Source organism: Paenibacillus sp. GCM10027628 (assembly GCF_042676385.1).
In the GTDB taxonomy this organism is placed as follows: Bacteria; Bacillota; Bacilli; order Paenibacillales; family NBRC-103111; genus Paenibacillus_E.
In genome coordinates this window covers 726,086-749,151 of sequence record NZ_JBHTHA010000002.1, presented here as the reverse complement: position 1 = coordinate 749,151, position 23,066 = coordinate 726,086, and the positions used below count along the sequence as shown (strand labels likewise).

At 46.4% G+C, this 23,066-nt stretch carries 22 protein-coding genes; 16 read left to right on the top strand and 6 right to left on the bottom strand.

Annotated elements, in window-relative coordinates:
* Positions 1-46: 46 nt before the first annotated feature.
* Both ACFQZT_RS04480 and ACFQZT_RS04475 read left to right on the top strand, forming a co-directional pair.
* On the top strand, positions 47-931 hold the full coding sequence (locus ACFQZT_RS04480; protein ID WP_379296953.1) for a carbohydrate ABC transporter permease: 885 nt from the start codon (positions 47-49) through the stop codon (positions 929-931).
* Positions 928-1,755, top strand: a complete 828-nt coding sequence (locus tag ACFQZT_RS04475; RefSeq protein WP_379296951.1) for a carbohydrate ABC transporter permease — start codon at positions 928-930, stop codon at positions 1,753-1,755. The genes ACFQZT_RS04480 and ACFQZT_RS04475 overlap by 4 nt, the downstream gene beginning before the upstream one ends.
* A gap of 11 nt (positions 1,756-1,766) precedes the next feature.
* Here the strand turns inward: ACFQZT_RS04475 and ACFQZT_RS04470 are convergent, their stop codons facing one another.
* The gene (locus tag ACFQZT_RS04470) at positions 1,767-3,533 is read right to left on the bottom strand and encodes a sensor histidine kinase (RefSeq protein WP_379296949.1); all 1,767 of its coding nucleotides are present in this window, start codon (positions 3,531-3,533) and stop codon (positions 1,767-1,769) included.
* A gap of 23 nt (positions 3,534-3,556) precedes the next feature.
* Positions 3,557-4,282, bottom strand: a complete 726-nt coding sequence (locus tag ACFQZT_RS04465) for a response regulator transcription factor (protein ID WP_379296947.1) — start codon at positions 4,280-4,282, stop codon at positions 3,557-3,559.
* A gap of 287 nt (positions 4,283-4,569) precedes the next feature.
* Here ACFQZT_RS04465 and ACFQZT_RS04460 point away from each other — a divergent pair, with 287 nt between their 5' ends.
* From ACFQZT_RS04460 to ACFQZT_RS04405, 12 genes are all read left to right on the top strand, one after another.
* The gene (locus ACFQZT_RS04460) at positions 4,570-5,562 is read left to right on the top strand and encodes a mannonate dehydratase (RefSeq protein WP_379296945.1); all 993 of its coding nucleotides are present in this window, start codon (positions 4,570-4,572) and stop codon (positions 5,560-5,562) included.
* A 23-nt stretch (positions 5,563-5,585) separates the two neighbouring features.
* Complete coding sequence (locus ACFQZT_RS04455; RefSeq protein WP_379296943.1) at positions 5,586-6,926, top strand: ABC transporter substrate-binding protein; 1,341 nt, start codon at positions 5,586-5,588, stop codon at positions 6,924-6,926.
* Positions 6,927-6,965: 39 nt separating this feature from the next.
* Positions 6,966-7,844 carry a carbohydrate ABC transporter permease gene (locus tag ACFQZT_RS04450; RefSeq protein ID WP_379296941.1) on the top strand — a complete coding sequence of 293 codons (879 nt, stop codon included), beginning with the start codon at positions 6,966-6,968 and terminating at the stop codon, positions 7,842-7,844.
* Between the two features lie 11 nt (positions 7,845-7,855).
* Positions 7,856-8,695, top strand: a complete 840-nt coding sequence (locus tag ACFQZT_RS04445; RefSeq protein WP_379296939.1) for a carbohydrate ABC transporter permease — start codon at positions 7,856-7,858, stop codon at positions 8,693-8,695.
* A gap of 29 nt (positions 8,696-8,724) precedes the next feature.
* Positions 8,725-9,753, top strand: coding sequence for a mannonate dehydratase (locus ACFQZT_RS04440; protein WP_379296937.1), 1,029 nt, complete (start codon positions 8,725-8,727; stop codon positions 9,751-9,753).
* The gene (gene dapA, locus ACFQZT_RS04435; protein WP_379296935.1) at positions 9,743-10,636 is read left to right on the top strand and encodes a 4-hydroxy-tetrahydrodipicolinate synthase; all 894 of its coding nucleotides are present in this window, start codon (positions 9,743-9,745) and stop codon (positions 10,634-10,636) included. The genes ACFQZT_RS04440 and dapA overlap by 11 nt, the downstream gene beginning before the upstream one ends.
* Positions 10,633-11,520, top strand: coding sequence for a 2-hydroxy-3-oxopropionate reductase (gene garR, locus ACFQZT_RS04430; protein ID WP_460871560.1), 888 nt, complete (start codon positions 10,633-10,635; stop codon positions 11,518-11,520). The genes dapA and garR overlap by 4 nt, the downstream gene beginning before the upstream one ends.
* Before the next feature lie 391 nt (positions 11,521-11,911).
* A complete protein-coding gene (locus tag ACFQZT_RS04425; protein WP_379296933.1) occupies positions 11,912-13,063 on the top strand; it encodes a glycerate kinase in 1,152 nt (383 codons plus the stop codon).
* A gap of 156 nt (positions 13,064-13,219) precedes the next feature.
* Positions 13,220-14,260 (top strand): IS1595 family transposase, encoded by a 1,041-nt coding sequence (locus ACFQZT_RS04420; protein ID WP_379296931.1) that lies wholly within the window; start codon positions 13,220-13,222, stop codon positions 14,258-14,260.
* A gap of 46 nt (positions 14,261-14,306) precedes the next feature.
* Positions 14,307-15,194 carry an RCC1 domain-containing protein gene (locus ACFQZT_RS04415; RefSeq protein WP_379296929.1) on the top strand — a complete coding sequence of 296 codons (888 nt, stop codon included), beginning with the start codon at positions 14,307-14,309 and terminating at the stop codon, positions 15,192-15,194.
* 146 nt (positions 15,195-15,340) lie between these two features.
* A complete protein-coding gene (locus ACFQZT_RS04410; RefSeq protein WP_379296927.1) occupies positions 15,341-16,171 on the top strand; it encodes a polysaccharide deacetylase family protein in 831 nt (276 codons plus the stop codon).
* A gap of 402 nt (positions 16,172-16,573) precedes the next feature.
* A complete protein-coding gene (locus ACFQZT_RS04405; RefSeq protein ID WP_379296925.1) occupies positions 16,574-18,247 on the top strand; it encodes an S-layer homology domain-containing protein in 1,674 nt (557 codons plus the stop codon).
* Between the two features lie 108 nt (positions 18,248-18,355).
* Here the strand turns inward: ACFQZT_RS04405 and ACFQZT_RS04400 are convergent, their stop codons facing one another.
* Both ACFQZT_RS04400 and ACFQZT_RS04395 read right to left on the bottom strand, forming a co-directional pair.
* Positions 18,356-19,069: an SDR family oxidoreductase gene (locus ACFQZT_RS04400; RefSeq protein WP_379296923.1), complete on the bottom strand. Its 714-nt coding sequence runs from the start codon at positions 19,067-19,069 to the stop codon at positions 18,356-18,358.
* 29 nt (positions 19,070-19,098) lie between these two features.
* Positions 19,099-19,644 carry an NAD(P)H-dependent oxidoreductase gene (locus ACFQZT_RS04395; RefSeq protein WP_379296921.1) on the bottom strand — a complete coding sequence of 182 codons (546 nt, stop codon included), beginning with the start codon at positions 19,642-19,644 and terminating at the stop codon, positions 19,099-19,101.
* Positions 19,645-19,862: 218 nt separating this feature from the next.
* Between ACFQZT_RS04395 and ACFQZT_RS04390 the strand changes: the two genes are divergently transcribed.
* Together ACFQZT_RS04390 and ACFQZT_RS04385 are read left to right on the top strand one after the other, a co-directional pair.
* On the top strand, positions 19,863-20,201 hold the full coding sequence (locus ACFQZT_RS04390) for a winged helix-turn-helix transcriptional regulator (RefSeq protein WP_379296919.1): 339 nt from the start codon (positions 19,863-19,865) through the stop codon (positions 20,199-20,201).
* A 351-nt stretch (positions 20,202-20,552) separates the two neighbouring features.
* Positions 20,553-20,750 carry a hypothetical protein gene (locus tag ACFQZT_RS04385; RefSeq protein ID WP_379296917.1) on the top strand — a complete coding sequence of 66 codons (198 nt, stop codon included), beginning with the start codon at positions 20,553-20,555 and terminating at the stop codon, positions 20,748-20,750.
* Here the strand turns inward: ACFQZT_RS04385 and ACFQZT_RS04380 are convergent.
* Positions 20,689-21,480: a YqjF family protein gene (locus ACFQZT_RS04380; RefSeq protein WP_379296915.1), complete on the bottom strand. Its 792-nt coding sequence runs from the start codon at positions 21,478-21,480 to the stop codon at positions 20,689-20,691. The two genes, ACFQZT_RS04385 and ACFQZT_RS04380, sit on opposite strands and share 62 nt — an antisense overlap.
* A gap of 39 nt (positions 21,481-21,519) precedes the next feature.
* The gene (locus tag ACFQZT_RS04375; RefSeq protein ID WP_379296912.1) at positions 21,520-23,055 is read right to left on the bottom strand and encodes an FMN-binding glutamate synthase family protein; all 1,536 of its coding nucleotides are present in this window, start codon (positions 23,053-23,055) and stop codon (positions 21,520-21,522) included.
* Between the last annotated feature and the right edge of the window lie 11 nt (positions 23,056-23,066).

Genomic DNA, 23,066 nt, shown 5'->3' with positions numbered 1-23,066 from the left:
AGAACCTGCTGTCTTTCTCTTATTTATTCAGGTGAGGTGATCCGCAGTGCTTCCGAAAAAGTTGAATCAACATTTATCCTTGCTCGCATTTGTCGCCCCGGCATTTATTCTTTATGCTGCCTTGTTGCTGATTCCGACGATCGGCGGCTTTTATTACAGCTTTACCGATTGGAACGGACTGAATAAAGACTATAGCTTTGTAGGTTTCGCCAATTTTGTTGAAGCTCTCAAAGAAGACCCTAATTTCACACATGCTCTGTGGTTTACTTTCAAATATGTGATTGTCATCGTCGTATTGCAAAATTTGATTGCTTTGGTGTTAGCCGTTCTGATCGAGTCTCGGAAAAAAACGAAAGGTTTTTTCCGAACGATTTTCTTCATGCCGAACATGGTGAGTACGATTATCAGTGCTTTCATGTGGACCTTTATGTTTACACAGGTGTTTCCTCAGCTTGCTGCGAAGACGGGTGTATTGTTCTTTAACCAGGAGTGGATCGGTAATCCGAAGGTATCGTTTTTTTCCATCATTATCGTTTCCTTATGGCATGGCGTCGGTTATATGATGATTATCTATTTAGCGGCGCTTCAAGGTGTACCGCAGTCCTTGCGGGAAGCTGCCATCATTGACGGCGCCAATCCCTTTCAGAACTTGGTTCATATTACACTGCCAATGATTACGCATGCACTGACGATTTGCTTTTTCCTCACGCTGAACAGCGCTTTTAAAGTATATGAAATCGTTTATGGATTAACGGGCGGAGGGCCGGGAAGAAGCACGCAGGTCATTACGCTAAACATTTATGAGGAAGCATTTTCGAATAACTTCCTGTACGGTTATGCCAGCGCCAAATCTGTGATCTTGTTTGTCATTATTTTGTTGTTTACCTTTGTTCAAGTCTTTGTCATGAAGAAAAGAGAGGTGGAAGCATGAGATTGATGCGGGTAGGTTCTTACTTCATTGTTGTGATGCTTACGCTGTTTGCCATCGTTTCTTTTTTTCCGCTCTATATGACTATTGTCAATTCGCTGAAAACAGAAGGGGAAATGTTCAGCTCCATATTGGCAATACCAGCCGTATTTCATTTTGAGAACTTCGTGAACGCGTATCAAAAGACACAGATGATTAGCAGTCTAATGAATACGGTTCTTCTATCCTTCCTGGGGATCGGCGGTATTTTATTATTTGCCTCCCTAGCAGGTTACAAACTATCCAGGACGCCTGGTAAAATAAGCGGATTCATCTTCTTTTTATTCATCTCTTCCATGTTGGTTCCCTTTCATTCCATTATGATCCCGCTGGTCAAAACGGCAAAAGCCCTATCGCTGCAAGGAAGCGTCTATGGGCTCGCGGTCATCTATGTTGGACTCGGCGTTAATATGGCTATCTTCCTATATCACGGATTTGTGAAATCCATTCCCAAGGAATTGGAAGAGTCGGCTTACATGGACGGCTGCGGACAGTTTAGAACGTTTGGCACCATTATTTTGCCCTTGCTGCTACCGATAACCGTGACGATTGGTATCCTGAATTTCTTGTGGATCTGGAACGACTTCCTGCTTCCGCTTCTGATGCTATCGGATGTGAACGATTATACGCTTATCCTTTCTACGAATAAATTGTTCGGCGAATATACCAAAGATTGGTCGCTAATTTTAGCCGCATTAGTGTTAACCGCGATTCCGGTTATTGTTATCTATGCGATTTTCCAAAAGTTCATTGTCTCAGGGATAGCGGAAGGGGCGGTAAAAGGTTAAGGATAGTCCCCTCATATCGGAATGGTAAAGTAGACCGCTGTGCCCCGGCCGTATTTGCTTCGGATTTTAAGGCCGAATGCTTCGCCGTAAAGCAATTTCAGTCGCTTGTGCGAGTTGTATAAACCGATATGATTCGATTCGCTGATATCACGCTCGAGCTCGTGCCTGATTTGCTCCAGTCTTTCCTTGCTAATGCCGAGTCCGTTATCAATCACGGTAAAATGAAGCATCTCGTCGGCCTGCCAAATTTTTATTTTGATTCGAGAAGGTCCTTCTTTCACCTTAATGCCATGGTAGATGCTATTTTCAATAAGCGGCTGCATGATTAGCTTAGGCACATTATATTTGTTGACGGTGTCCTCATATTCCCATATGACATCAAATTTATCATGGTATCTAACCTTCTGGATGTCGATATAGCTCAACGTATAGGCAATTTCTTTTTGAAGAATGACGGGCTTGTTATGACCTTCCAAGGAATAGCGCAAAATATCGGCCAGATTTTCTACCATCTTGTTCAGATTCCCAGGCTTCCCGGTAAGGCTGGCAATTTTCCAATTGATCGTCTCCAGCGTATTGTAAAGAAAATGCGGATTCAGCTGCGATTGCAGGGCGATCAATTCCATGGCCTGTGCTTTATATTTTCGTTCGGACAGTTGGATGCTTAAATAGTTCTGTTCGATAAAATTTTTCAGAATACGATGAATGATATAGCTGTATACGTCTTTGATGCGGGATGGCAAAGCAGGCAATGGCTTGTTGTTCTCGGCCGATTCCAGAATCGTAACAATTGATTTCACATCCCGGTAATTTTTTCTGGTCAAATAATACGTCAACCCGCTGCCGAACAAGAAGGAAAACAGCAGGAGCAGTTGGCTCGTCAAGTTCAGATCGTTGGGAACATTGTAGAGCGTTGCTTTGGGGGCGATCGATAAGTAGGTCCAACCGTATTTATCCGAGTTCAGCTTGGAAACGATAAACGGCTGGCCGTTCAGGTCTGTCTCATAAAAGGAACGCTCCTCGGTGACGAGTTCCTTCATTTGAAGCTTATCAAAGTAGGGAAGCTTTTTGTTTTTAAACATAACGTCCCCGTTAGGACCTAAGATGAGCAGGGTTTGATCCTGCAGGGTGGACAAATTGGACAAGTGGTTTTCGATATATTTAGCATCAACGTTTAATACAATGAGCCCGTCGCCTTGATCTCGGGACAATTTGCGGTAGAGACTGATTATCTCCACAGCGGAGTTCTCAAAGTTATATTTTTTAATGGTCCGGTTTTCCGTCCATACGAGTTCGTCATGCTGGTGGCTTTGATAGCTCTTGAACCATTCTTTATCATAAAATTGATCTAAATCGTTCAATCCGCCGGACGTTGTGGAAAGAAACCGGTTTTTATCATTATCCAAATAAACGTAGACAGAATCGATATAAGGCATGGCCATGGCGGGGGCATCGATCAGATTTTTTATGGTCCCAAGAACTTTATAGTCATCGAGCTCCAGCGAAGGCTTGAGCATGAGGCTTTTTAAATTTGCAAATTCAATTGCATTGGCCATAAAGTGAATGTTGAGCGAATCAAGCTCGTTAAAAATCAACTCGACATTTTCCTTGGTCTGCTTCAGCATGTTGGCCGTGTTATGGTTAATTTCTTCCGTTACATATCTCTTGATGATGACTGTGGACATCGTGCCCAGGATAAGGATAGGGACAAGCATCGGGATCAAAAAGGTGAACAAATTTTTAAGAAAAAAGGCATGGTAGGTTTTCATCTTTTTCATTCGATTGTCATAATCCTTTACCTTTATTCCGCATTTCTGAATTCACGCGGGCTTTTGCCGAAATATTTTTTGAAGGTGCGGGTAAAGTTTTTGGGGTTGCTGTATCCGATCATTTCGCTGATTTCATACGTTTTATAATCGATTTCCTTTAAAAATTGCGCGGCCTTTTCCATTTTGACGGAAATGACAAAATCCGAGAAGTTTTCTCCCGTCTTTTGCTTGAAATATTTGCTGATATAGTAAGGGCTCATATGAACTAACTCCGCCGCATCTTCCAGAGCAGCATCCCTGTAACACTCTTTCACATAATTCTTGATGACTGCGATCACTTTATCGGAAATCCCCGCTTCCGGCGCAGCGTCTTTTTTCTTCTCTTGATTCAATTCCTCTTTGATACTCATGAAAATATTCATTAGCTCATCGTATTTGGTGGGCTTGACGATATAATTTTTTACTCCATAAACCAACGCCTGCTGGGCGAACTCGAAATCTTTGTAACCGCTTAAAAAAATCACTTTAATGGGTGATTTTTTTAGGTAAAGCTCCCTCGCTACATCGATCCCCGTCATGATCGGCATTCGGATATCGCAAAGAATAACGTCCACTTCATGCCTCTCCGAATATTCGATGACTTGAACCCCATTATCAGCCTGATTCACGACCTCGAAGCCAATATCACCCCAGGGAAAGTAGTTGCTTAAGCCGTTTCTGATTTCATATTCGTCATCAGCAATTAGGAGTTTAAACACCGGCGGCCCGCCTCTCTATTCGAAAAAGTCTGTTTGTAAACAACCTCTTATAGGCACCATTATAGCATTCATTTTGCGCAGAAGTACCCCAATTTGTTCAATTCAGCATTTGATGATTCCCTTTTGTTAAAAGATGATACTTCTTCGGTAGGCACGTCCCTTATTATGGCAATAGATGATACCAAAAGAGGAATGAACCGCCTTTTTATTATTTCTATAGTCTTTATAATCAAAGATAGATGAAAGCGTTTCCCAATTACCGACGTGGCAGTGAAAGGATGAGGACATTGATCAGAATATCTGTAACAACCGCAAGAACGGATCACCCGGACAGTTATTTGAAGCAGTTGGTTCAACTGGGAGCCGATTGTCTCGACTTCGGGAACGGTTCCTGTTTTGCAGGCGTGAAGGAGCAGGGGTATCCGGATTTGGATGAACTGCTGAAGCTTAAGCGCAGGCTTCGTTCCTTTGGGCTCGATATGAATCGGGTGACGCTGCCTAATATGACGACAAGATTCATGAGCAATCTTCCCGGCTCCGAAAAGGAACTGGACAACACCGTTAACGCCATGAAAGTGTTCGGCGAAGCGGGAGTTCCCATCGTACGGCAGCGGTTTGCCGGCGATACGTTCGATTACCTGATGACCCGTTATGATGCGGTGCTTCGTGGAGGGTATATCTCCCGAGGGGAGAGCTTAGGACTCACCAAGCAGCCCCAGGAGACCCCGACTTACGAAGCGCTTCAAGCGTGGTGGGAAAATTTCTTGACCGTCTATGGTCAACTTGTTCCGATCGCCGAGGATTACAAGGTGAAACTGTCGATGCACCCTTCGGATACGCCAAACACAGATACGCCTTTCGGCGGTTTAGGCTATCATCGCATTACGGATGCTTTTCCCAGCAAGCAGGTAGGCTATATCTATTGCATCGGCACTCGCGCCGAAGCGGGAGGATCATCGCTTGTGCTTGATGAAATCAACCATTATGGCAGACATGGGCGCATTCACCTGATTCATATGAGAAATGTGCGTGGAAGTCTGCCGACTTCGGGCGGGTTTGAGGAAACGCTGCTCGATGACGGGGATTTGAACATGTTCAAGGTTCTAATGGCGTTGAAAAAAGTAGGCTATGACGGTTGTATCAATCCGGATCACATTCCTTTTCTTGAAGGGGACGATCGTGAACGGCACAGCGGAGACAATCGTACAGCTTGCGGAGTCGGACTAGCCTATTCCATCGGATATCTCAAAGCGCTGCTATGCGCCATGTACGCGATATAAACAAAATCTAACGATGAGGTGAGATGATGAAACGGAATAAACTGGGTTTTGTTTTAGCAGCTACCGCTTTGCTCGGATCCATTGCTGCAGGCTGCTCCACAGGAGATAAGGCTGCTACTTCTTCACCGATAGGCAACGCTGCTTCGCCAACTGCTTCTAATGGTCCCAAAGAGAAATTCGTCTTTTGGGACAAAGGGGAATATACCCAAGCTTATAACGACCTCATGAAGCAGCGGGTGGAAGAGTTCGGTAAGGCGAACAATATTGATACCGAATATGTGGTAGTCTCTCAGAATGATTTGAAAACCAAGCTGTTGGCCTCGATCGAAGCAAAAAATCCGCCTGATCTTATTGTGGCTAACGACCCGGTTGCCAAGCAGTTCGTCACTTCCGACCAGCTTGTGGACACTTCGGACATTATTACGAAAATCAATTTTACGGATGGAGCCAAAAAGTTTGTCGTAGTCGCAGATAAATATTACATGGTACCCCAATCCTTCCAAATGGGCGGAGCTTACCTTCGTAAAGATCTATGGGAGAAGCACAATCTGCCAATACCGAAAACGTGGCAGGAGCTATACGAGCAAGCCAAAGTAGTCAACGATCCGAAAAATGGCATATATGCCGTGGGTCTTCCGCTAGGCCAGTCAGGCGGAGGCGATGCGGAGGGGCTAGTACGGGATGTGATCCTTTCTTATGGCGGAGCTATCGTCGATAAGGACAATAATATTACGGTCAATTCCAAAGAGACGCTGGAGGCAATTACGTTTCTCGCAAAATTTTGGCAAGAAGGTTTAACGCCGCCATCTTCAGTGACTTGGGACGATAACGGCAATAACAACGCTTATCTCGCGGGTACGGTCGGTTTCGTTATCAACAGCGGAAGCATTTACGATCAGGCCAAGAAGGATAAACCGGAATTAGAGAAAAATACGCTTTTGATTCCAAAGCTTGGTGGTCCTAAAGGCAGCTTTATTCTAGGCGGCGGTAACGTATTCGCGATATTCAAAAATGCGAAAGGCACGAAATGGGCGAAGAAGTTTGTTACCGAATTCTATGATAAAGATTTTTATAATAAATTTGTTGAAGTCATGGGTGGGAAATTCCAGCCAGTACTCAAGGGCTCTGAAGAGATGGCATTCTGGAAAGATCCGAACAATAAAGCCGCAGGCTGGATGAATATGATTAATGACGTTGTTGGCTCAAGCAATTATCCGGGTCCTGAGGACGATCTCGGATCCAAGGCAAGATCCATGCAGCTAGCGACAAGAGCGGTGCAAAGAGTCGTTGTAGAGAAGATGGATCCGCAGAAATCTCTCAATCAGCTTGAACAGGAACTCAAGCAGCTGTACGGCAAAAAGTAAAGGGTTCCTAGTATACGCAGTCAGAGGGTGATTCCTGTCATGGAGCAGTTAAGTAGAAAATATGATCGAACACTCGGATACTTATTAATTCTGCCGGTGGCTTTCGTTATCTTTGTGGTCATCGGTTTCCCTTTCATTAATGCGATTTATTTAAGCTTTACAAACAAAGTTGTCGGTATGGATCCCAAATTTATCGGATTGGACAATTATCTCCACATTTTTTCCGACAGAGAGTATTGGAAAGTACTGAAGAACACTTTCATCTATATGATCTCAAGTGTTGGTATTAAACTGGTCGTCGGCCTGATACTTGCGGTAGTGGTGAACGAGTCTTTCTTCGGCCGGGGTATTTTCCGCATGATCCTGTTGATTCCATGGGCGCTCTCCGGCATGGTGGCCGCCATCACCTGGCGGTGGATGTATGACGATACTTACGGCATTATCAATTCCTTGCTGCTTCGTATGCACATCATTGATACGCCAGTTCCATGGACATCGGGGATCCACATGGCGCTTGTTTCCGTCATCATTGTGAACATTTGGAAGGGACTTCCGTTCTTCATCTTCAGTTTGCTCGGCGGCTTGCAGACCATCGATTCGCAAATGTATGAGGCGGCTACAATCGACGGAGCGGGCACGCTACGGCAGTTTTTCGCGATTACAGTTCCTTCGATCATGCCGGTCATTACCATTACGACGCTGCTTTCCTGCATTTGGACCTTTAACAACTTTGAAAGTGTGTATTTGATTACGGGCGGAGGTCCCTTAAATGCGTCTGCGGTTATTTCGACTTACACGTATGAAGTAGCCTTCCAGCAAAATCTATTGGGTCGGGCGCTAGCTGTAGCCGGTTCCGTGGTTCCTATTCTAGTCATCATGATTGTAGTCTCCATGAGAAAAATGAAAGCGGATGATTAGGAGGAACAAGAATGAAGCGATCAACCTTGAGAAAAGTAAGAAAGACGACCCTTATTTACGTCATTGTCTTTATTTTTACCATTTGGACGTTGTTTCCGGTGTATTGGATGGTGAAATCGTCCTTTACCCCTAATGAGCTTATGTATACACCGAAGCCTGCTCTGGTTCCTGATACGTGGACGGTATCCCATTATAAGGACCTGTTTCAAAAAACTAAGTTCATGAATTTTGTGAAAAACAGTCTTTATGTAGCTTCGCTCGTTACCCTCATATCAGTCAGCATCAGCATTCTAGGCTCGTACAGCATGACCCGGCTCCGGTACCGGGGGAGAGTCTTTTTTTCGCAAAGTATTATTTATACGTATCTGCTGCCCACGGCCGTGTTGTTTATCCCCATGTATGTGGCGGTAAGCAAGCTGGGATTGAGCGACAATAAAAATGCCTTGTTGATTGTTTACCCGACCATCATCGTGCCTTATTGCTGCTACATGCTCATCAGTTATTTCAAGGCGATTCCCAAAGAACTGGAAGAAGCGGCTTTGATCGACGGCTGCAGCAGCCTGCAAGCCCTGTTCAGAATTATCCTGCCTATTGCGGCTCCGGGTATCGCCGTTGTATCTACCTTTGCTTTCACACTGGCGTGGAACGAATATTTGTATGCATTGGTTTTGACGACCAGCCCGGGTCAACAGACGGTCAATATCGGCATTTCCGGCTTTAAGTTTTCGGATCAAGCGGTTTGGGGATTGTTAATGGGCTCGTCCGTGATTGCATCCTTGCCAGCCATTTTCCTGTATTTCTTAGCCCAACGGTTTTTAAAGAGCGGATTGGCTGCCGGCGGGGTTAAATGATAGAAAACCAGCGAATAGGGGATTAAACCATGATGAAAATATCGGTTACAGTGAACACTTGCGACCTGACAGATCTCGATTTGAAGCAAATGTGCCAGCTCGGTGTCGATGTTGTGGATTTCGGTAAGGGATCTTCATTTCCAGGCGTGAAGGAACAGGGTTATCCGGATTTGGATCAACTGTTTAAGCTGCGCAAACGTGTACGTTCCTTTGGGCTCGACATGAACCGGGTTACGCTGCCGGATTTTACGGAACGATTTATGAATCAATTGCCGGGTAGTGAGAAGGAGCTGGAACATTCGGCGCTTGCCGTCAAAGTGTTTGGCGAAGCGGGCTTGCCGATTGCCAGGCAGCGGTTTGCCGGAGATACAGTACCTGTCTTGACGTCCGGCTATAAAGCTATGCAGCGGGGCGGAGCCGTCGCACGGGGAGAAAGTCTGGGCTTGATGAAGCATAAGCCCGATATTCCCGGCTTAGAGGAGCGGGAACGCTGGTGGAGCCGCTTTACGGAAGCATTCCGCACGCTGGTTCCCCTTGCGGAGGATTATAACGTGAAATTGACGGTTCATCCATCCGATACGCCCAATCATGGCACCCCTTTCGGCGGACTGGGCTTCCACCGGATTATCGATGCGTTCCCAAATAAAAATGTCGGATTCGTATATTGCGTCGGAACGCGGGCCGAAGAGGGCGGAAGCTCTTTAGTGATGGATGAAATCAATCATTACGGGCGTAAGGGAAAGATTTTTTTGGTGCACCTTCGCAATGTAAGAGGAAGCCTTCCTACAGCCGGAGCCTTTGAAGAAGCGCTGCTCGACGACGGCGATTTGAACGTGTTCAAAATTTTGCTTGAACTGCGAAAAGTCGGCTACGAGGGCTGCATCAATCCCGATCATATTACACAATTAGAGGGCGACAGCGTCGATTTGGATCAAAGCTGGGCTCATTCGGGCATCGGCTGGAAATCATCCAGCATCGGGTGGGGGTATTCCATTGGCTATGTGAGAGCTCTGCTCGCTGCATTGGCGGAGTTTGAGGGCATATGCTATGGACACTAGTTGGATTCGCGGCGTGATTCCGCCCATCGTAACACCTGTTGATGCTGATGAGTGCGTGGAGGAGCAAGGACTCCGCAGAGTCGTGGAGCACGTTATTGCTGGCGGGGTGCACGGCATTTTATCATTGGGAAGCAACGGAGAGTTTTATGGATTGGATCATGATCAGCAGGAGCGGGCGGTGCGCATTACAATCGAGCAAGTCGCTGGCAGGGTGCCAGTTTATATGGGGATCGGGGCTGTCACGACCAAAGAGTGTTTGAAGTTAGCCAGAATGGGTGAAAGGTTAAATGCCCAGGCAATTACGATATTGCCTCCCATGTTTCTTACGCCTTCGGAAGATGAGCTGTATAAGCATTTCCGTAATGTAGCTGAAGCGACAGCCTTACCGATGCTGCTGTATAACAACCCGGATCGTGTGGGAAACAATATATCCGCTAACTTGATTGAACGTCTGGCCGATATTCCCAATATCGTCGGTGTCAAAGATAGCAGTGGCGATTTAACCTTGACCGCTGAATATATCCGCAGAACACGCGATAAGGGATTTAAGGTCATGGCTGGAAGAGATGTCATGATTTTAGGCTCCTTGGCATATGGTGCAGCAGGGTGTGTCGCTTCGACGGCGAATATTGTGCCTGCGCTGGTCGTTGAAATCTATGAGAAATTTGTGGCTGGCGATTTGGAGGGAGCTCTTGAAGCCCAGTTTAAGCTGGCTCCTCTTCGCATGGCATTTAATCTCGCCAGTTTTCCGGTTGTGACAAAAGAGGCCATGAACCTGATCGGACTTGAAGTCGGAAGTTCGATCTTGCCTAACACCAGCTGTTCTGAAGTCAATAGAAATAAGCTGGCTGACATATTGAAGCAGATGGGAGCTCTTCAATGAACATGAGAATCGGATTCATCGGTTTGGGCATTATGGGTAAGCCCATGAGTAAAAACTTGCTAAAAGCGGGTTACGAGCTAGTCGTTCTCGCTACCAGCAACAATAGTTCGGAGCTTGCAGCTGCTGGAGCCAAGACGGCTTCTTCACCTAAAGCTTTGGCGGAACAGGTGGAGGTCATTATCACGATGCTGCCGAATTCGCCGCAGGAGAATGAAGTCGTTCTAGGCCCGAACGGTGTGATTGAAGGGGCTAGACCGGGGGCCGTCGTTATCGATATGAGCTCTATCGCGCCTTTGACAAGCCAAGAAATCGCTAGGAAACTGGCGGAAAAAGGGATTGACATGCTGGACGCGCCGGTAAGCGGGGGTGAGCCTAAGGCCATCGAGGGGACTCTTTCCGTGATGGTCGGCGGCAAGAAGGAAGTTTTTGATAAATGCTATGATGTGATGAAAGCGATGGCTGCCTCCGTCATTCTTACAGGGGACATCGGAGCCGGGAATGTAACGAAGCTGGCCAATCAAATCGTGGTCGCCATAAACATCGCCGCGATGTCTGAAGCGTTCGTGCTCGCAAGCAAGGTTGGCGTTCAACCAGAGCTTGTTTATCAGGCCATACGTGGCGGTTTGGCTGGAAGCACCGTCTTGGACGCAAAAGCGCCGCTGGTCATGGACCGCAAATTTGATCCTGGTTTTCGCATCAATTTGCACATCAAAGATTTGAGCAATGTCCTGGAAACCTCTCATGAAGTAGGCGTTCCTCTTCCTCTGACGGCCGCTGTCATGGAGATGATGCAGGCATTGAAGGTGGATGGGATGGGAGACTGCGACCACGGCAGTTTGATTCGCTACTACGAAAAATTGGCAAAGGTTGAAGTGAAAAGGTAACAATCCAAAGAAGGGGCTGTCTCAAGAGGTCTGAATTGGCCCTAGGGATAGCCCCTTTCAAAAAAACTCCAATCCTAAGTTATAAGACGCGGATACGGATCGGGTTTCAGGCGATTGGATTTTATCCAATGAAAATCGTTGATTGGAACCTTTTGGCGTACATCCGCTGGATTTCATCCAGGCATTTACTGTGTAGAAAGGCAAATTCCTCGTTTTTGGAAGAAAGCGTTGGATATTTTCCACCCACAACCTTTGACTTTCCACCGATGTACCTTTTCCACTGTACGAATTCCAATGACTAGCGCTCTAGTAACCCTTTCGAGATGACCTTTTTGTTGGTAAAATCGAAGGATCAGTTTCTAGCATGAAAGAAAGAGAGGAGCTATGTACCGTGCGTATTGTGTTGGCGCCTGATTCCTATAAAGGAAGTTTATCCGCCCTTGATGTCGCGGATGCGATGGAACGGGGGATTCGGGAAGTATTTCCCGATGCTGCGGTAAGTAAAGTGCCGATTGCCGATGGCGGTGAAGGCACGGTAGAAGCGCTTATAACGGCTACCGGCGGCCGGTTGATCCGTGAAAAAGTAGTGGGACCATTAGGAAGAGAGATAGACAGCTATTGGGGGATTCTCGGAGACGGAGAAACCGGGGTCATCGAGCTTGCGGCTGCTTCCGGTTTGCCTCTTGTGCCGAAGGAACAAAGGAATCCTTATCTCACGACGACATTCGGCACCGGACAGTTGATCAAGGCAGCTCTCGATTACGGGCTGCGCAAGCTGATCATCGGCATTGGAGGCAGTGCAACCAATGACGGCGGTGCGGGAATAGCACAGGCATTAGGCATCAAATTCCTGGATGCGGAAGGCGATGAACTGCCCTTAGGAGGAGCGGCTCTTGCCCGGCTCTCTCGAATCGACTTATCCGGTCTGGATGATCGTATTGACTTAACGGAAATAAGGGTCGCATGCGACGTCGATAATCCGTTATGCGGGCCTTTCGGGGCATCGGCGGTTTATGGTCCGCAAAAAGGAGCGACACCCGAAATGGTCGCTCAACTAGACCATGCTCTGAGGAATTATGCGGCTGTTGCCCGCATGGCAACAGGCAAGGACATGGCAAATTTTCCAGGGGCAGGGGCTGCCGGCGGCGCGGGGGCAGGCTTGCTTTTTTTCACAAAAGCGAAGCTGATTCCAGGCATCGAAATCATATTGGATGCTGCAGATTTTGCTGGAAAGGTTACCCATGCGGACCTGGTCATAACCGGTGAAGGTTCCACTGACTTTCAGACGGCGCACGGGAAAGCACCTGTCGGTGTGGCTAAAATCGCTAAGCAGGCGGGCATTCCGACAATTTGCCTGTCCGGAGGTCTTGGTTCAGGCTATGAAGATGTGCTCCTGCATGGAATCGACGGGCTGATGAGTATCGTGCCCCGGCCCATGGATTTAGAGCAATGTATAGAATCGGCTGAAGAGCTTGTTCAAGCAGCCGCAGCCCGAATTTGCAGACTGATAAACATTGGAATCCGTATGAACGCTCAAGAATGAACAGAACTTTAGGAACCGTTAGGGATTGTACCCTGACGGTTTTTCTGCGATTTATAATTAGGCTATGATTATCTTGAATGTTGATGTTGATATTTGAATAAAGCGAACATTCGTTCTATAATGAGGGTAATCATATGACTCGGAGCTGATTACCCTATGGATTTAAAGGAACTGATAAAACTGGCCAAGGGCTTGGACAGTAAGGACAAGCAACAGCTTATTCTCTCTTTGCAGTCAGGAACCAACGGTGCGGCACCTAACCGAGTGATAGATGAAATTCATGAACAAAAGCATAAAGACGGGCTGGTTTGCCCCCATTGCCATAGTCATACCGTTGTTCGCATCGGAAAGTACACAATTACAACACGAGCTGGCGAGGTAAAGCGTCAGCGTTATCGCTGCAAATCTTGCCTCCAAACGTTCAATGACCTGACAAATACGCCTCTCCAGCGGACGCGGCGACCTCATCTATGGGTTCGTTTTATAGAACTGATGATTGAAGGATTCTCGCTGCGAAAATGCGCCGAACTGATGTATGAAGAGGTTTCATTCGTGACCTTGTTTTACTGGCGGCATAAAATTCTCGCTGCGTTAAAGCAGGTTCCAACTGATGCATTCCACGGTATTGTCGAAATGGACGAGACCTACTTCCTGTACTCGGAAAAGGGCAGGCGGAACATAACCGAGCGCAAGCCGCGAAAGCGCAGGGGAAAAGCGAAGCACCGAGGTATCAGCAACGACCAAATCTGTGTGCTGGTCGCCCGAGACCGTCAGAAGATGACCTTCTCAGGCGTTCTTGGACGCGGGCGCATTCGCACCACGAAACTGGATGAAGCAATTGGGTCTCACCTTTCAAACTCCAATGTGCTTTGCACGGATTCCTGGCGGGCATTCAGTTCCTATGCCAATCAAAAGGGTTTGGCACATTATCGTTTCAAATCCGATGGGAAACAGCGCGTCAAAGGTGTGTATCATATCCAGAACGTCAACAGCTACCATAGCCGACTGAAACGATGGATGGACCGTTTCAACGGGGTGTCAACAAAGTACCTGGAGCATTACTTGGCGTGGTTCCGCTATCTCGACAGCAAGGAGTATGAGAATACAACGTCGAATAAGAAAAACATGTTGGTGTCTTCATGCCTGTTTTCTGTGAAAGATACGAACGCCAGACTTCGACGGATGACTTACTGTTGAGCTAAACGGAGGGACAGGCAGGAATTTTTAATTTGTGGAGGAAAATATGGACTACATTTCACGGAAGGAAGCGGTGTTTGAGACGGAACAATTGCGTAACGATACCATAGCGGCGGGTCGTCGTCATACCGTTGGTCTTAAAACTGACGGAACGGTAACGGCAGTGGGTGATAATAAATACGGTCAATGTAATGTAAGCGATTGGTGCCATATCGTCGCGGTTGTTGCTGGTAATGTTCATATGGCGACGAACACGGGTAATGCTCATACAATCGGTCTTAAATTGGATGGCACGGTTACGGCTGTGGGTTGGAATAAGCATGCCCAATGCGATGTCAACGACTGGCGCGATATTGTAGCAGTTGCGGCAGGTTGGTGCCGTACCATTGGGGTTAAATCGGATGGCACGGTGGTGGCTGTGGGTCGAAATAATGAAGGTGAATGCGACGTAAGCGGCTGGCATGATATTGTAGCGGTCACGGCGGGTGACTGGCATACAGTCGGTCTAAAATTAGACGGAACGGTAACGGCAGTGGGTAACAATAAGTATCGCCAATGCAATGTAAGCGACTGGTGCGATATGGTGACTGTTTCGGCGGGGTATCTTCATACTGTTGGGCTTAAATTGGATGGCAAGGTTACGGCTGTGGGTTGGAATAAGCATGATCAATGCAATGTAAGCGACTGGCGCGATATTGTAGCAGTTGCGGCGGGTAGTTATCATACCGTGGGTCTTAAATCTGACGGTACGGTGGTGGCTATGGGTTTGAATAAGCATGGCCAATGCGATGTAAGTGGTTGGCACGACATTAGGGCTGTTGCGGCGGGGTGTGCCCATACTCTCGGACTTAAATCTGACGGTACGGTGGTGGCTGTGGGTGATAATGATAATGGACAATGTGATGTAAGCGGATGGAGCAGCATCCAACAATAAACCGCCCTTAACAGGGCGGTTATATTTTTGGCTGGAAATCAACATATAGATTTAACATAGCCATAATTTAAGACAATCTGCAATAAATTAGTGGCATATTCACTGCTCCAAAATTATTTATAGTAAAAGGGGGAGGAGTGGGGCCAGTGAAAATTGCGATCATCTGCATGTTTCTTGTTATAGGATCTTGGATGCAAATAGATACGAAGGTAATTCATTATACGAATAAGGCTCTTTTCCTCACGTACCATCATTTGGATGAAAAGGAGTCCTTCGTGACGATTTCCCCGATGAAATTTAATCAGCATCTGCAGGTGTTAAAAGAAAATCATTATAATGTGATCCCCATCGAAGCGTATGTTTGTTTTCAGGAGCATCAGAAGTCCATACCGCCGAATGCTGTCGTCATTACTTTTGATGACGGCTACCGGTCATTTTATGAGAAGGCATACCCCTTACTTAAAAAGCAAGGCTACGCGGCAACTAATTTTGTCGTTGTGAGTTATATCGATTCCGATTACCCTGCGTTGCCATTTTTGACCTGGAATCAATTGAAAGAAATGAAACTCGAAGGATTTAGTTTTTATTCGCATACGTTTAATCTTCATCGAAAAAGGAAGGATGATGCAGGAAACACGGTACCGATACTGACGAATCGTATATTTCTGGAACCGGAACAGCGATTGGAGACTGAAGAGGAACGGAGGAAAAGAGTCCGCGATGATCTTCTGGCGGGTGAAGTCCTGTTAAAAACCGAGCTCGACAATAAGTTTTCCATGCTATGTTTCCATTTTGGGGATTATAATCAGTCGGTTATCAATGAGGCGGAGCAGTTGGGTTTTCGTTATTTCTTTACCACCAAAGAAGATATTAATTCGGGGGATAGCAGAGAAATATACCGTTTGAATGTCGGTATGCCCTATGTGACTGCGGAAACATTCCTGAAAAAGCTGCAAAGCTATGACAGAAAATACTGAAGAGCTTCGAAAACGATTCGCTGATGGTATTTAACAATAATTGAAGCAATTTGTTGAGAAAAAATCGGCTCATGTTCGCACATTGCGAACGAGCCGATTTTTGTTTATATCGTAGTATATCATCTACATCTTACCCCGCCCTCTCGGTGCCTAGTAGTAACCGATCATTAGGACTCGACTCTATTCATGTGATTTTAAGTTAACATTTATTCCGTGTTAAGCTTCTGTTCAAACAGAATTCATAGACAGGGAATATAATTCAAAGTGTAAGAAATTGAAGGGATTGAGAGGTGATAGAAAACAAAAATGAAAGTCAGTTGAGATCTGAATCTTCCCTGCAGTAGGCGCAGCTTTCTATGCAAATCATAATACACTAATAGGTTTAAAGGAGATAATGAATCAATGGACAAAAATTGGATGAAAAAATTTGTTGTTTCAGGTCTAACGCTCAGCATGATCTTGGGTACAGGCACAGCGGCATTTGCCAAAGACTATGATAATTACAAGTATGATAATAATACTCATAATTATATGAAAAATGGAAAAGGCAACTTCAATTTAAGGCTTAACTTTAGTGACATGTTGGGGAATGATGTACAATGGGCTTCGCAGTACATAGCTGATCTAGCTAATAGGCAAATCTTTGACGGCTACTCGGACGGAACGTTTCAGCCGAAGAATTCAGTCACCCGAATTGAAGCTATTACTGCAGCCGTACGCTTGATGGGTCTGCGAAATACAGCTGAATCGAGTGCTAAAATGCAAGCGCATTTGAATTTCAAAGACGCCGATCTGGTACCCTCCTGGGCAGTCGGCTATGTGGCAACAGCTGTTGAGAACAATCTATTCGCAGAATCAGATGATTTGGTGAACCCTGGCCAAGCAGCTAACCGAATTTGGGCGACAACGCTGCTGGTTAAGGCACTCGGTCTTCAAAGTGAAGCCGAAGCGAAAATGAATGTACAGCTGCCTTTTACGGATTCGAATAAGATTCCTGCTGGGGCTGTCGGCTACGTAGAAGTTGCAATTGAAAAAGGACTTGTGAACGGCTTTGAAGATAATACGTTCCGTCCGAATCAATTGGTTACGCGCGCGCAAATAGCTGCATTGCTCGACCGTGCCGGCGATCAGCTGCCAAACAGTAATGATGGATTGGTAACAGGTACAGTCGTTGCTATTAATAACAACGTGCTGCAACTCACGAATGCCGGACAAACGGAGACTGTAACATTGGACCCCAACGCATTCATATATCGCGGTGGCGTACAGACTAGTGCGTCTGCACTTCAAGCGGGAGATGTGGTGAAAACGCGATCTTATAACAACAATGTCATCTTTGTTGAAGTGACTCAGCCTGTCGGTTCCACATCGGACACCAATAACGGGGTAACAACCGGCTCGGTAACTGCCTTAGTGATCAATAACGTGTTGACAATTTCCAGTAATGGGCAAACCGTAAATCTAACGCTTAGCCCGAATACGTTCATTTACCGCAACGGCACACAAGTCAGTGCATCTGCACTGCAAATAGGGGATGTGGTAAGCACCAGATCCTACAATAATGCTGTGGTTTCCGTGGAAGTAACGCAGCCGGCTGGCGGCACAGCATCTCAGATTACCGATAATGGCTTAGTTACAGGAACGGTAATCACCGCTGTGAACAACAATGTATTAACCGTGACGAATAGTGCCGGACAAACGGTAACCCTTAATTTGAATCCAAATGCAAATATTTACCGTAACGGGTTGCAAGTCAGCGCATCAGCACTTCAAGCCGGGGATGTGGTGGATGCTTACTCCGCCAATAATTCTGTTTATCTTATTGAAGTGAAAAGCACCGGTCAAGTTCAGAATTTGAATGTGTCTGGCACTTTGAACAGCATAACGCTGGATAGCCAAGGGAAAATTTCAACCATATCAATAAATCAAGTGAATTCCGACAATAGCGTTCAGACAGTTGTATACAGTGTTTCGCCTGCTGTAACGATTTCCGGAGATATGTCACAGCTTGTACAAAATCACTCTATCGCGCTGCAGGGAAGCAACCAAGTAGTCTCGACAATTGTAATTAAATAAACATCAATGAAGATATATTGTTGAATCGGAAAAGATTGCCTCCTATTCGGCCTTCCTGGCCATAGGGTTGGCAATCTTTTATTGTTTTGCAGGTAGATCCGCATGCCACTATGTTAAAATGTGCCCGCCTTCCACATGGAGAACGGTTCCGGTAACGAAACTATTTTGGATCAAGTAGAGTACGCTTTGCGCTACATCTTCCGCTTTTCCAACACGTTTCAATGGGAGTTTGTTTGCCACCGTTGCATAAAAATTAGTGCGCGCGTCTTCTTGCATTTTACTTCGCGACGGCGTATCAATAATACCGGGTGAGACGATATTAACCCGAATTGGAGCAAGCTCCAAAGCCAAGGTTTGGCCCAAATTCGAAACCGCTGCATTGACAGCGCCGAGAGCGGATGAACCAATCATTGCTTTGTAGGCGACAACGCCGGAGAATAGAGTCATTGAGCCGGTCGGCGAAATTTGGGTTGCTCCGTATTTGGCTGCATAATATTGACCCCAAAATTTATTTTCGAACAGTTGTCGCGCCTGGGCTGAGTCCGTTTGAAGAAATGATCCGCCCGATGTTTCCGCTGCGCTGACGACCAGATGGTCGAACGGGCCTACTTTTTCAAAAAAAGATTTCACTTGCTGTTCATCTGTCGTATCCAGCGTATAAACGGAAGCTTTGGACCCCAGAATCTCTTTTGCTCTTTGCAATTTATCTTCAGAGCGGCTGGCAATGATCACATCTGCGCCAAGCGCTTGTACTTGTTTAGCTGTTTCCAAACCAATGCCGGAACTTCCGCCGATAATGACGATTCTTTGATTTTGTAACATGAGAGTTCCTCCTTATTCCACGTTATGATTTATATGATCCCTTTAAGATGGGAAGCGAGTTCGGATACAAATTTATCGATATTCGGATTTTTGATGACGTCGTAGCAGGCAAAGCTCTTTAAAGGCTGCATACCGAGAAACTCCTGTACGCGATGCAAATGACTGAGTGCTCCTTCCAAGCTATCTCCTTTAAAAAACTGCGCAGGATCGTTAAACGCTTTTTCAGGCGCATTCCATGTTGTTGAAAACATATAAGATTTGCTGGTTAATAATCCGCCTCTTCCATATTGCTCTGCACCCTTGAAAAATAAACCGTACGCGTATACTTCATCCATGTATGTTTTCAATAACCCGGGAACACTAAACCAGTAAATGGGTGTTTGGTAAATGATCGTATCGGCCCAAATAAATTTCTTTTGTTCTTCTTCGACGGAATAACCGTTTTGAAGGGTGGTTGTTTTTACGCTATGGTTTTCTTTTAACAAGCTTACCGTGCTATCGACCAATGTTTGGTTTAACTTTCCTTCCGCCGAACCATATTTTTGGTGACCATTTATGATGAGTATGTTTTTCATTTTCTAGCCAACTCCTTTATATTTATAAGCTGTGAATGTTCAGCAGGCTCTGACAGTGAAGCATCGCGTCGATCCAGCTTAACGACTCACAACGATATTATATATACATTAACTTCATTATTGGAAGTAGTGATATTTAATTCATATAGTTTCCGAAAGTATACTGTTGTGATATGATTGGAGTAAATCCATTAAAAAAATTTGGTGGTGACCTATACATGCACGTAAATGAACCAATAGAACTGACCAAAGGAACACCAGGTGAGCCTTGTCCTATTGCCAAGACACTTGACGTGATCGGAACAAAATGGACCTTTTTAATCATTCGGGATCTGCTTATCGAAGGTACGATGCGATTCAGCGACCTGCTGAAATCCATGGAAGGGATCAGCCCGAAAACACTTTCGCTCAGACTTAGGGAGTTGGAGGATCATGGGGTATTGGATAGGAAGGTATTTCCGGAGGTTCCCCCGCGAGTAGAATATACGTTAACGGAAAAAGGTAAACGATTGGAAGGGATTTTTATTGAGTTAAAGAGGTTTGGGTTAAATTTATAAAATGGGATACCCCATATTAATCTTTCGCTGTTGAGCGGGAACTTCCCCGCACAGCGATGTAAAACATCGTTGCGGCTACGCTACGATGTTGATCCTACCCCTGCAACGATGGAAACCATCGTTGCAGATCGCCTTTATTCGCTGGTGCGCGGGAACTCCTCCGCACAGCGATGTAAAACATCGTTGCGGCTACGCTACGATGTTGATCCTACTCCTGCAACGATGGAAACCATCGTTGCAAATCGCCATTATTCGCTGGCGCAGTGGAAAGGTGGTAACCAGGGAGCGGAAATTACAGAAGCCGGACAAAGATGAGTCCAGCCCGGCTATTCCTTTGCATCCGCTGGAATATTGAACGGTTATGCAGACTACACGATCCGAGCAGGCAACTCGGCAACGAGAGCCGAAGCGGCAACGATGATCTTCAAGCTGCTGGAAGCATTGAAGGTCTTGAATGACCTTGGGGGAGTCCTTTATTCGATGTTCTTCATGATCGCGAGCCCGATGGCAGCAAAATGCCAGCAGCTTCTTCCCTTGTCTCAGACATAGGGCGGAATTTGCGAATCGGTCCGATCAAGCTTTGGACGCCTCTGGCGTAATGCATGACGGCCGGAGTTTCGGGAAGGTGAAGATGGAGCGATTGCGTCATCGTATTCTGGCTGATCATGGTAACGGCAGATTGAAGCTTCCACGGTTCGTGGAGCACTTCTCCTTGAAAAATGCCGCCGGCATTCGAGCAATAAAAGAAATAGCGTTCCGTCAACCAATGTTCGAGCGTTCCTGCCTGAGGTACGAAAGGGTCCGAGCCCGGGCCGTATAACCCGTAAAATGACTCTGCTTTCCTGGTGAAAGGCAATCTTTGTCCCTTAAATTCCATCGAATCCCGTTTATGCGTAAAGGTCAAATCTGCAAAAAAGTATGGCAAACGGTACCATAACTTGGCTACGCCGACGACAAAAGGGTTAGAGGCATCCAAGGTGATAAAATAGACGCCTGAGCCTTGATCGGTTTTTACATAGGTACGAACATTGATTTCAGGAAACGCGGACATCAATGGTATAGGAGGTAAGGCGCGCAGACGAATTCCGCTCATCAGGAAAGGAATGACTCCGATCCATGCTTGTCCGTCGAAAGTATCGATTTCCAAATCACCGGGAATGAACTTGCTGATGGTCTGGGGCGCAACAGGCCAATGAGCAAATAATAGGTGCTCCCAAGTCTGTGTCATTGTCCATTGCCAGGCTCTGAAAGGTTTAATCAATTTCTGAACATCTGTCATGATTTCAACTCCGCCTTCATGATCAGTATAATTGAATGACTACCGGTTTCTCATCAATGCAGAGAACCAGTCTTTCGTATTACGGATCGGACTCTCGGTGGCGGGCTCGGCTTTTGCTGCCATAGTCGAATGTTCCGGGACGGCGCTATCGGTTGGATTTGGCGCAGTTTCTACAGGATCATAAGCGAGAGGGATTTTAGTCACCTTGCTTGTCCAGTCGTCAAGCGCAACAAGATCGCCCACATTTACTTGCCGCAAGGACGTTTTACCAAGCGCCCGAATGGCTAACTTCATTTCTTCAACGCAGGAAGTAAAAAAGTTTTGTAGATATACGGCGGCCTCATCCTCATTAAACTGATCCGCCATACTGCCGGGATAGAAAGTAAGCTGAGTGGGAGGCTCCCATGGGATAGCTTTTGTAACTTGATCATGAGTCATTGCCCATAGCAAGGCCGTCCCCATAAAAATACCGTCAGCTCCAAGCGCAAGTGCTTTCAGACAATCGCCGGGTTTCGCATATCCGCCTCCGGACAGCAGAGTGATCGAATCTTTCACACCGCGATAGCGCAGGTGACGAACTGCACGGCTAAGGGCATAGATGGTCGGGAGCCCGAAATCGTCCTCCAAGATAGGAGGGCCGCCTTTAGTGCCTGCCTGCCCCCCGTCAATACTAATAAAATCAACTCCAGCCTGAATGATGATATCCAGGTCGGCTTCGATTCGGGCGCTTGCGCAAATTTTGACGCCGATCGGTACGCCGCCCGTCATCTGACGAAGCTTGTCGACAAGCTTCTTGAGATCCTCTTCGGGCTGTTGGATCTCCCGGTGACGGGCGGGGATGACAATCACATCCTGGTTCTTAACTTTCATGATTTGTCTGGCTCTTCCTTGCATATACTCGGAGGGAATGAAGCTGGCAGTGCCGACGGTCGCGCCTTGACCGAAATGAATTTCAATGGCGTCAGCCTGTCTGAGAATTTCGGGCTCTTTGGACCAAGTTCCGGAATTATACTGGATAATTAAATATTTGGCGGCTGCTCGATCTTCGGGCAAAAAACCGCCCTCTCCCGTATTGGTCAGCGTACCCACGGCAGCCGTTCCCTTAGCTATCGCAATCTTTACTTTTTCGCTTACGCCAATGCCATATCCCATCGCGCCAGCCATCAGCGGAATGTCCAAAGTTAACGGTTTTATCGCCTTAGGTCCGATCGTGACCGTCATATCAACCTCGGCATATTCATGGGCAGGCAGTACAGCCAACTGGGCGGGAGAAAAAATCAAACCGTCGAAATTCAGAAATTTGCGCGGGCTTCCGAAAGGTCTTTCTATAATCATTCCCGAAGCGGCACGCAAGCTATTTTCGATGACTGCAATTGGACTTGTCCGCGTCAAAGCCGTGACCATTTCCCATATATTGGACGAGTAACGTTCGGACATTAACCGTTTCGTAAAGCGGCCGACGATCGATTGGATAAGGGGTCTCGCAAACATCAGAAATAAGAGTCCTGCGAAAAGAACGGCTGCAAAGGCTCCGAAAAATGCGCCGATAATCAACCAAGCCGCTGTAGTTTTCATATGGAATTGCT

Coding starts and splice junctions, on each gene's coding strand:
- garR (WP_460871560.1), top strand. CDS start 10,633: ATGAACATGAGAATCGGATTCATCGGTTTGGGCATTATGGGTAAGCCC.
- ACFQZT_RS04470 (WP_379296949.1), bottom strand. CDS start 3,533: ATGAAAAAGATGAAAACCTACCATGCCTTTTTTCTTAAAAATTTGTTC.
- ACFQZT_RS04475 (WP_379296951.1), top strand. CDS start 928: ATGAGATTGATGCGGGTAGGTTCTTACTTCATTGTTGTGATGCTTACG.
- dapA (WP_379296935.1), top strand. CDS start 9,743: ATGGACACTAGTTGGATTCGCGGCGTGATTCCGCCCATCGTAACACCT.
- ACFQZT_RS04405 (WP_379296925.1), top strand. CDS start 16,574: ATGGACAAAAATTGGATGAAAAAATTTGTTGTTTCAGGTCTAACGCTC.
- ACFQZT_RS04375 (WP_379296912.1), bottom strand. CDS start 23,055: ATGAAAACTACAGCGGCTTGGTTGATTATCGGCGCATTTTTCGGAGCC.
- ACFQZT_RS04400 (WP_379296923.1), bottom strand. CDS start 19,069: ATGTTACAAAATCAAAGAATCGTCATTATCGGCGGAAGTTCCGGCATT.
- ACFQZT_RS04415 (WP_379296929.1), top strand. CDS start 14,307: ATGGACTACATTTCACGGAAGGAAGCGGTGTTTGAGACGGAACAATTG.
- ACFQZT_RS04420 (WP_379296931.1), top strand. CDS start 13,220: ATGGATTTAAAGGAACTGATAAAACTGGCCAAGGGCTTGGACAGTAAG.
- ACFQZT_RS04450 (WP_379296941.1), top strand. CDS start 6,966: ATGGAGCAGTTAAGTAGAAAATATGATCGAACACTCGGATACTTATTA.
- ACFQZT_RS04455 (WP_379296943.1), top strand. CDS start 5,586: ATGATGAAACGGAATAAACTGGGTTTTGTTTTAGCAGCTACCGCTTTG.
- ACFQZT_RS04380 (WP_379296915.1), bottom strand. CDS start 21,480: ATGACAGATGTTCAGAAATTGATTAAACCTTTCAGAGCCTGGCAATGG.
- ACFQZT_RS04390 (WP_379296919.1), top strand. CDS start 19,863: ATGCACGTAAATGAACCAATAGAACTGACCAAAGGAACACCAGGTGAG.
- ACFQZT_RS04440 (WP_379296937.1), top strand. CDS start 8,725: ATGATGAAAATATCGGTTACAGTGAACACTTGCGACCTGACAGATCTC.
- ACFQZT_RS04395 (WP_379296921.1), bottom strand. CDS start 19,644: ATGAAAAACATACTCATCATAAATGGTCACCAAAAATATGGTTCGGCG.
- ACFQZT_RS04445 (WP_379296939.1), top strand. CDS start 7,856: ATGAAGCGATCAACCTTGAGAAAAGTAAGAAAGACGACCCTTATTTAC.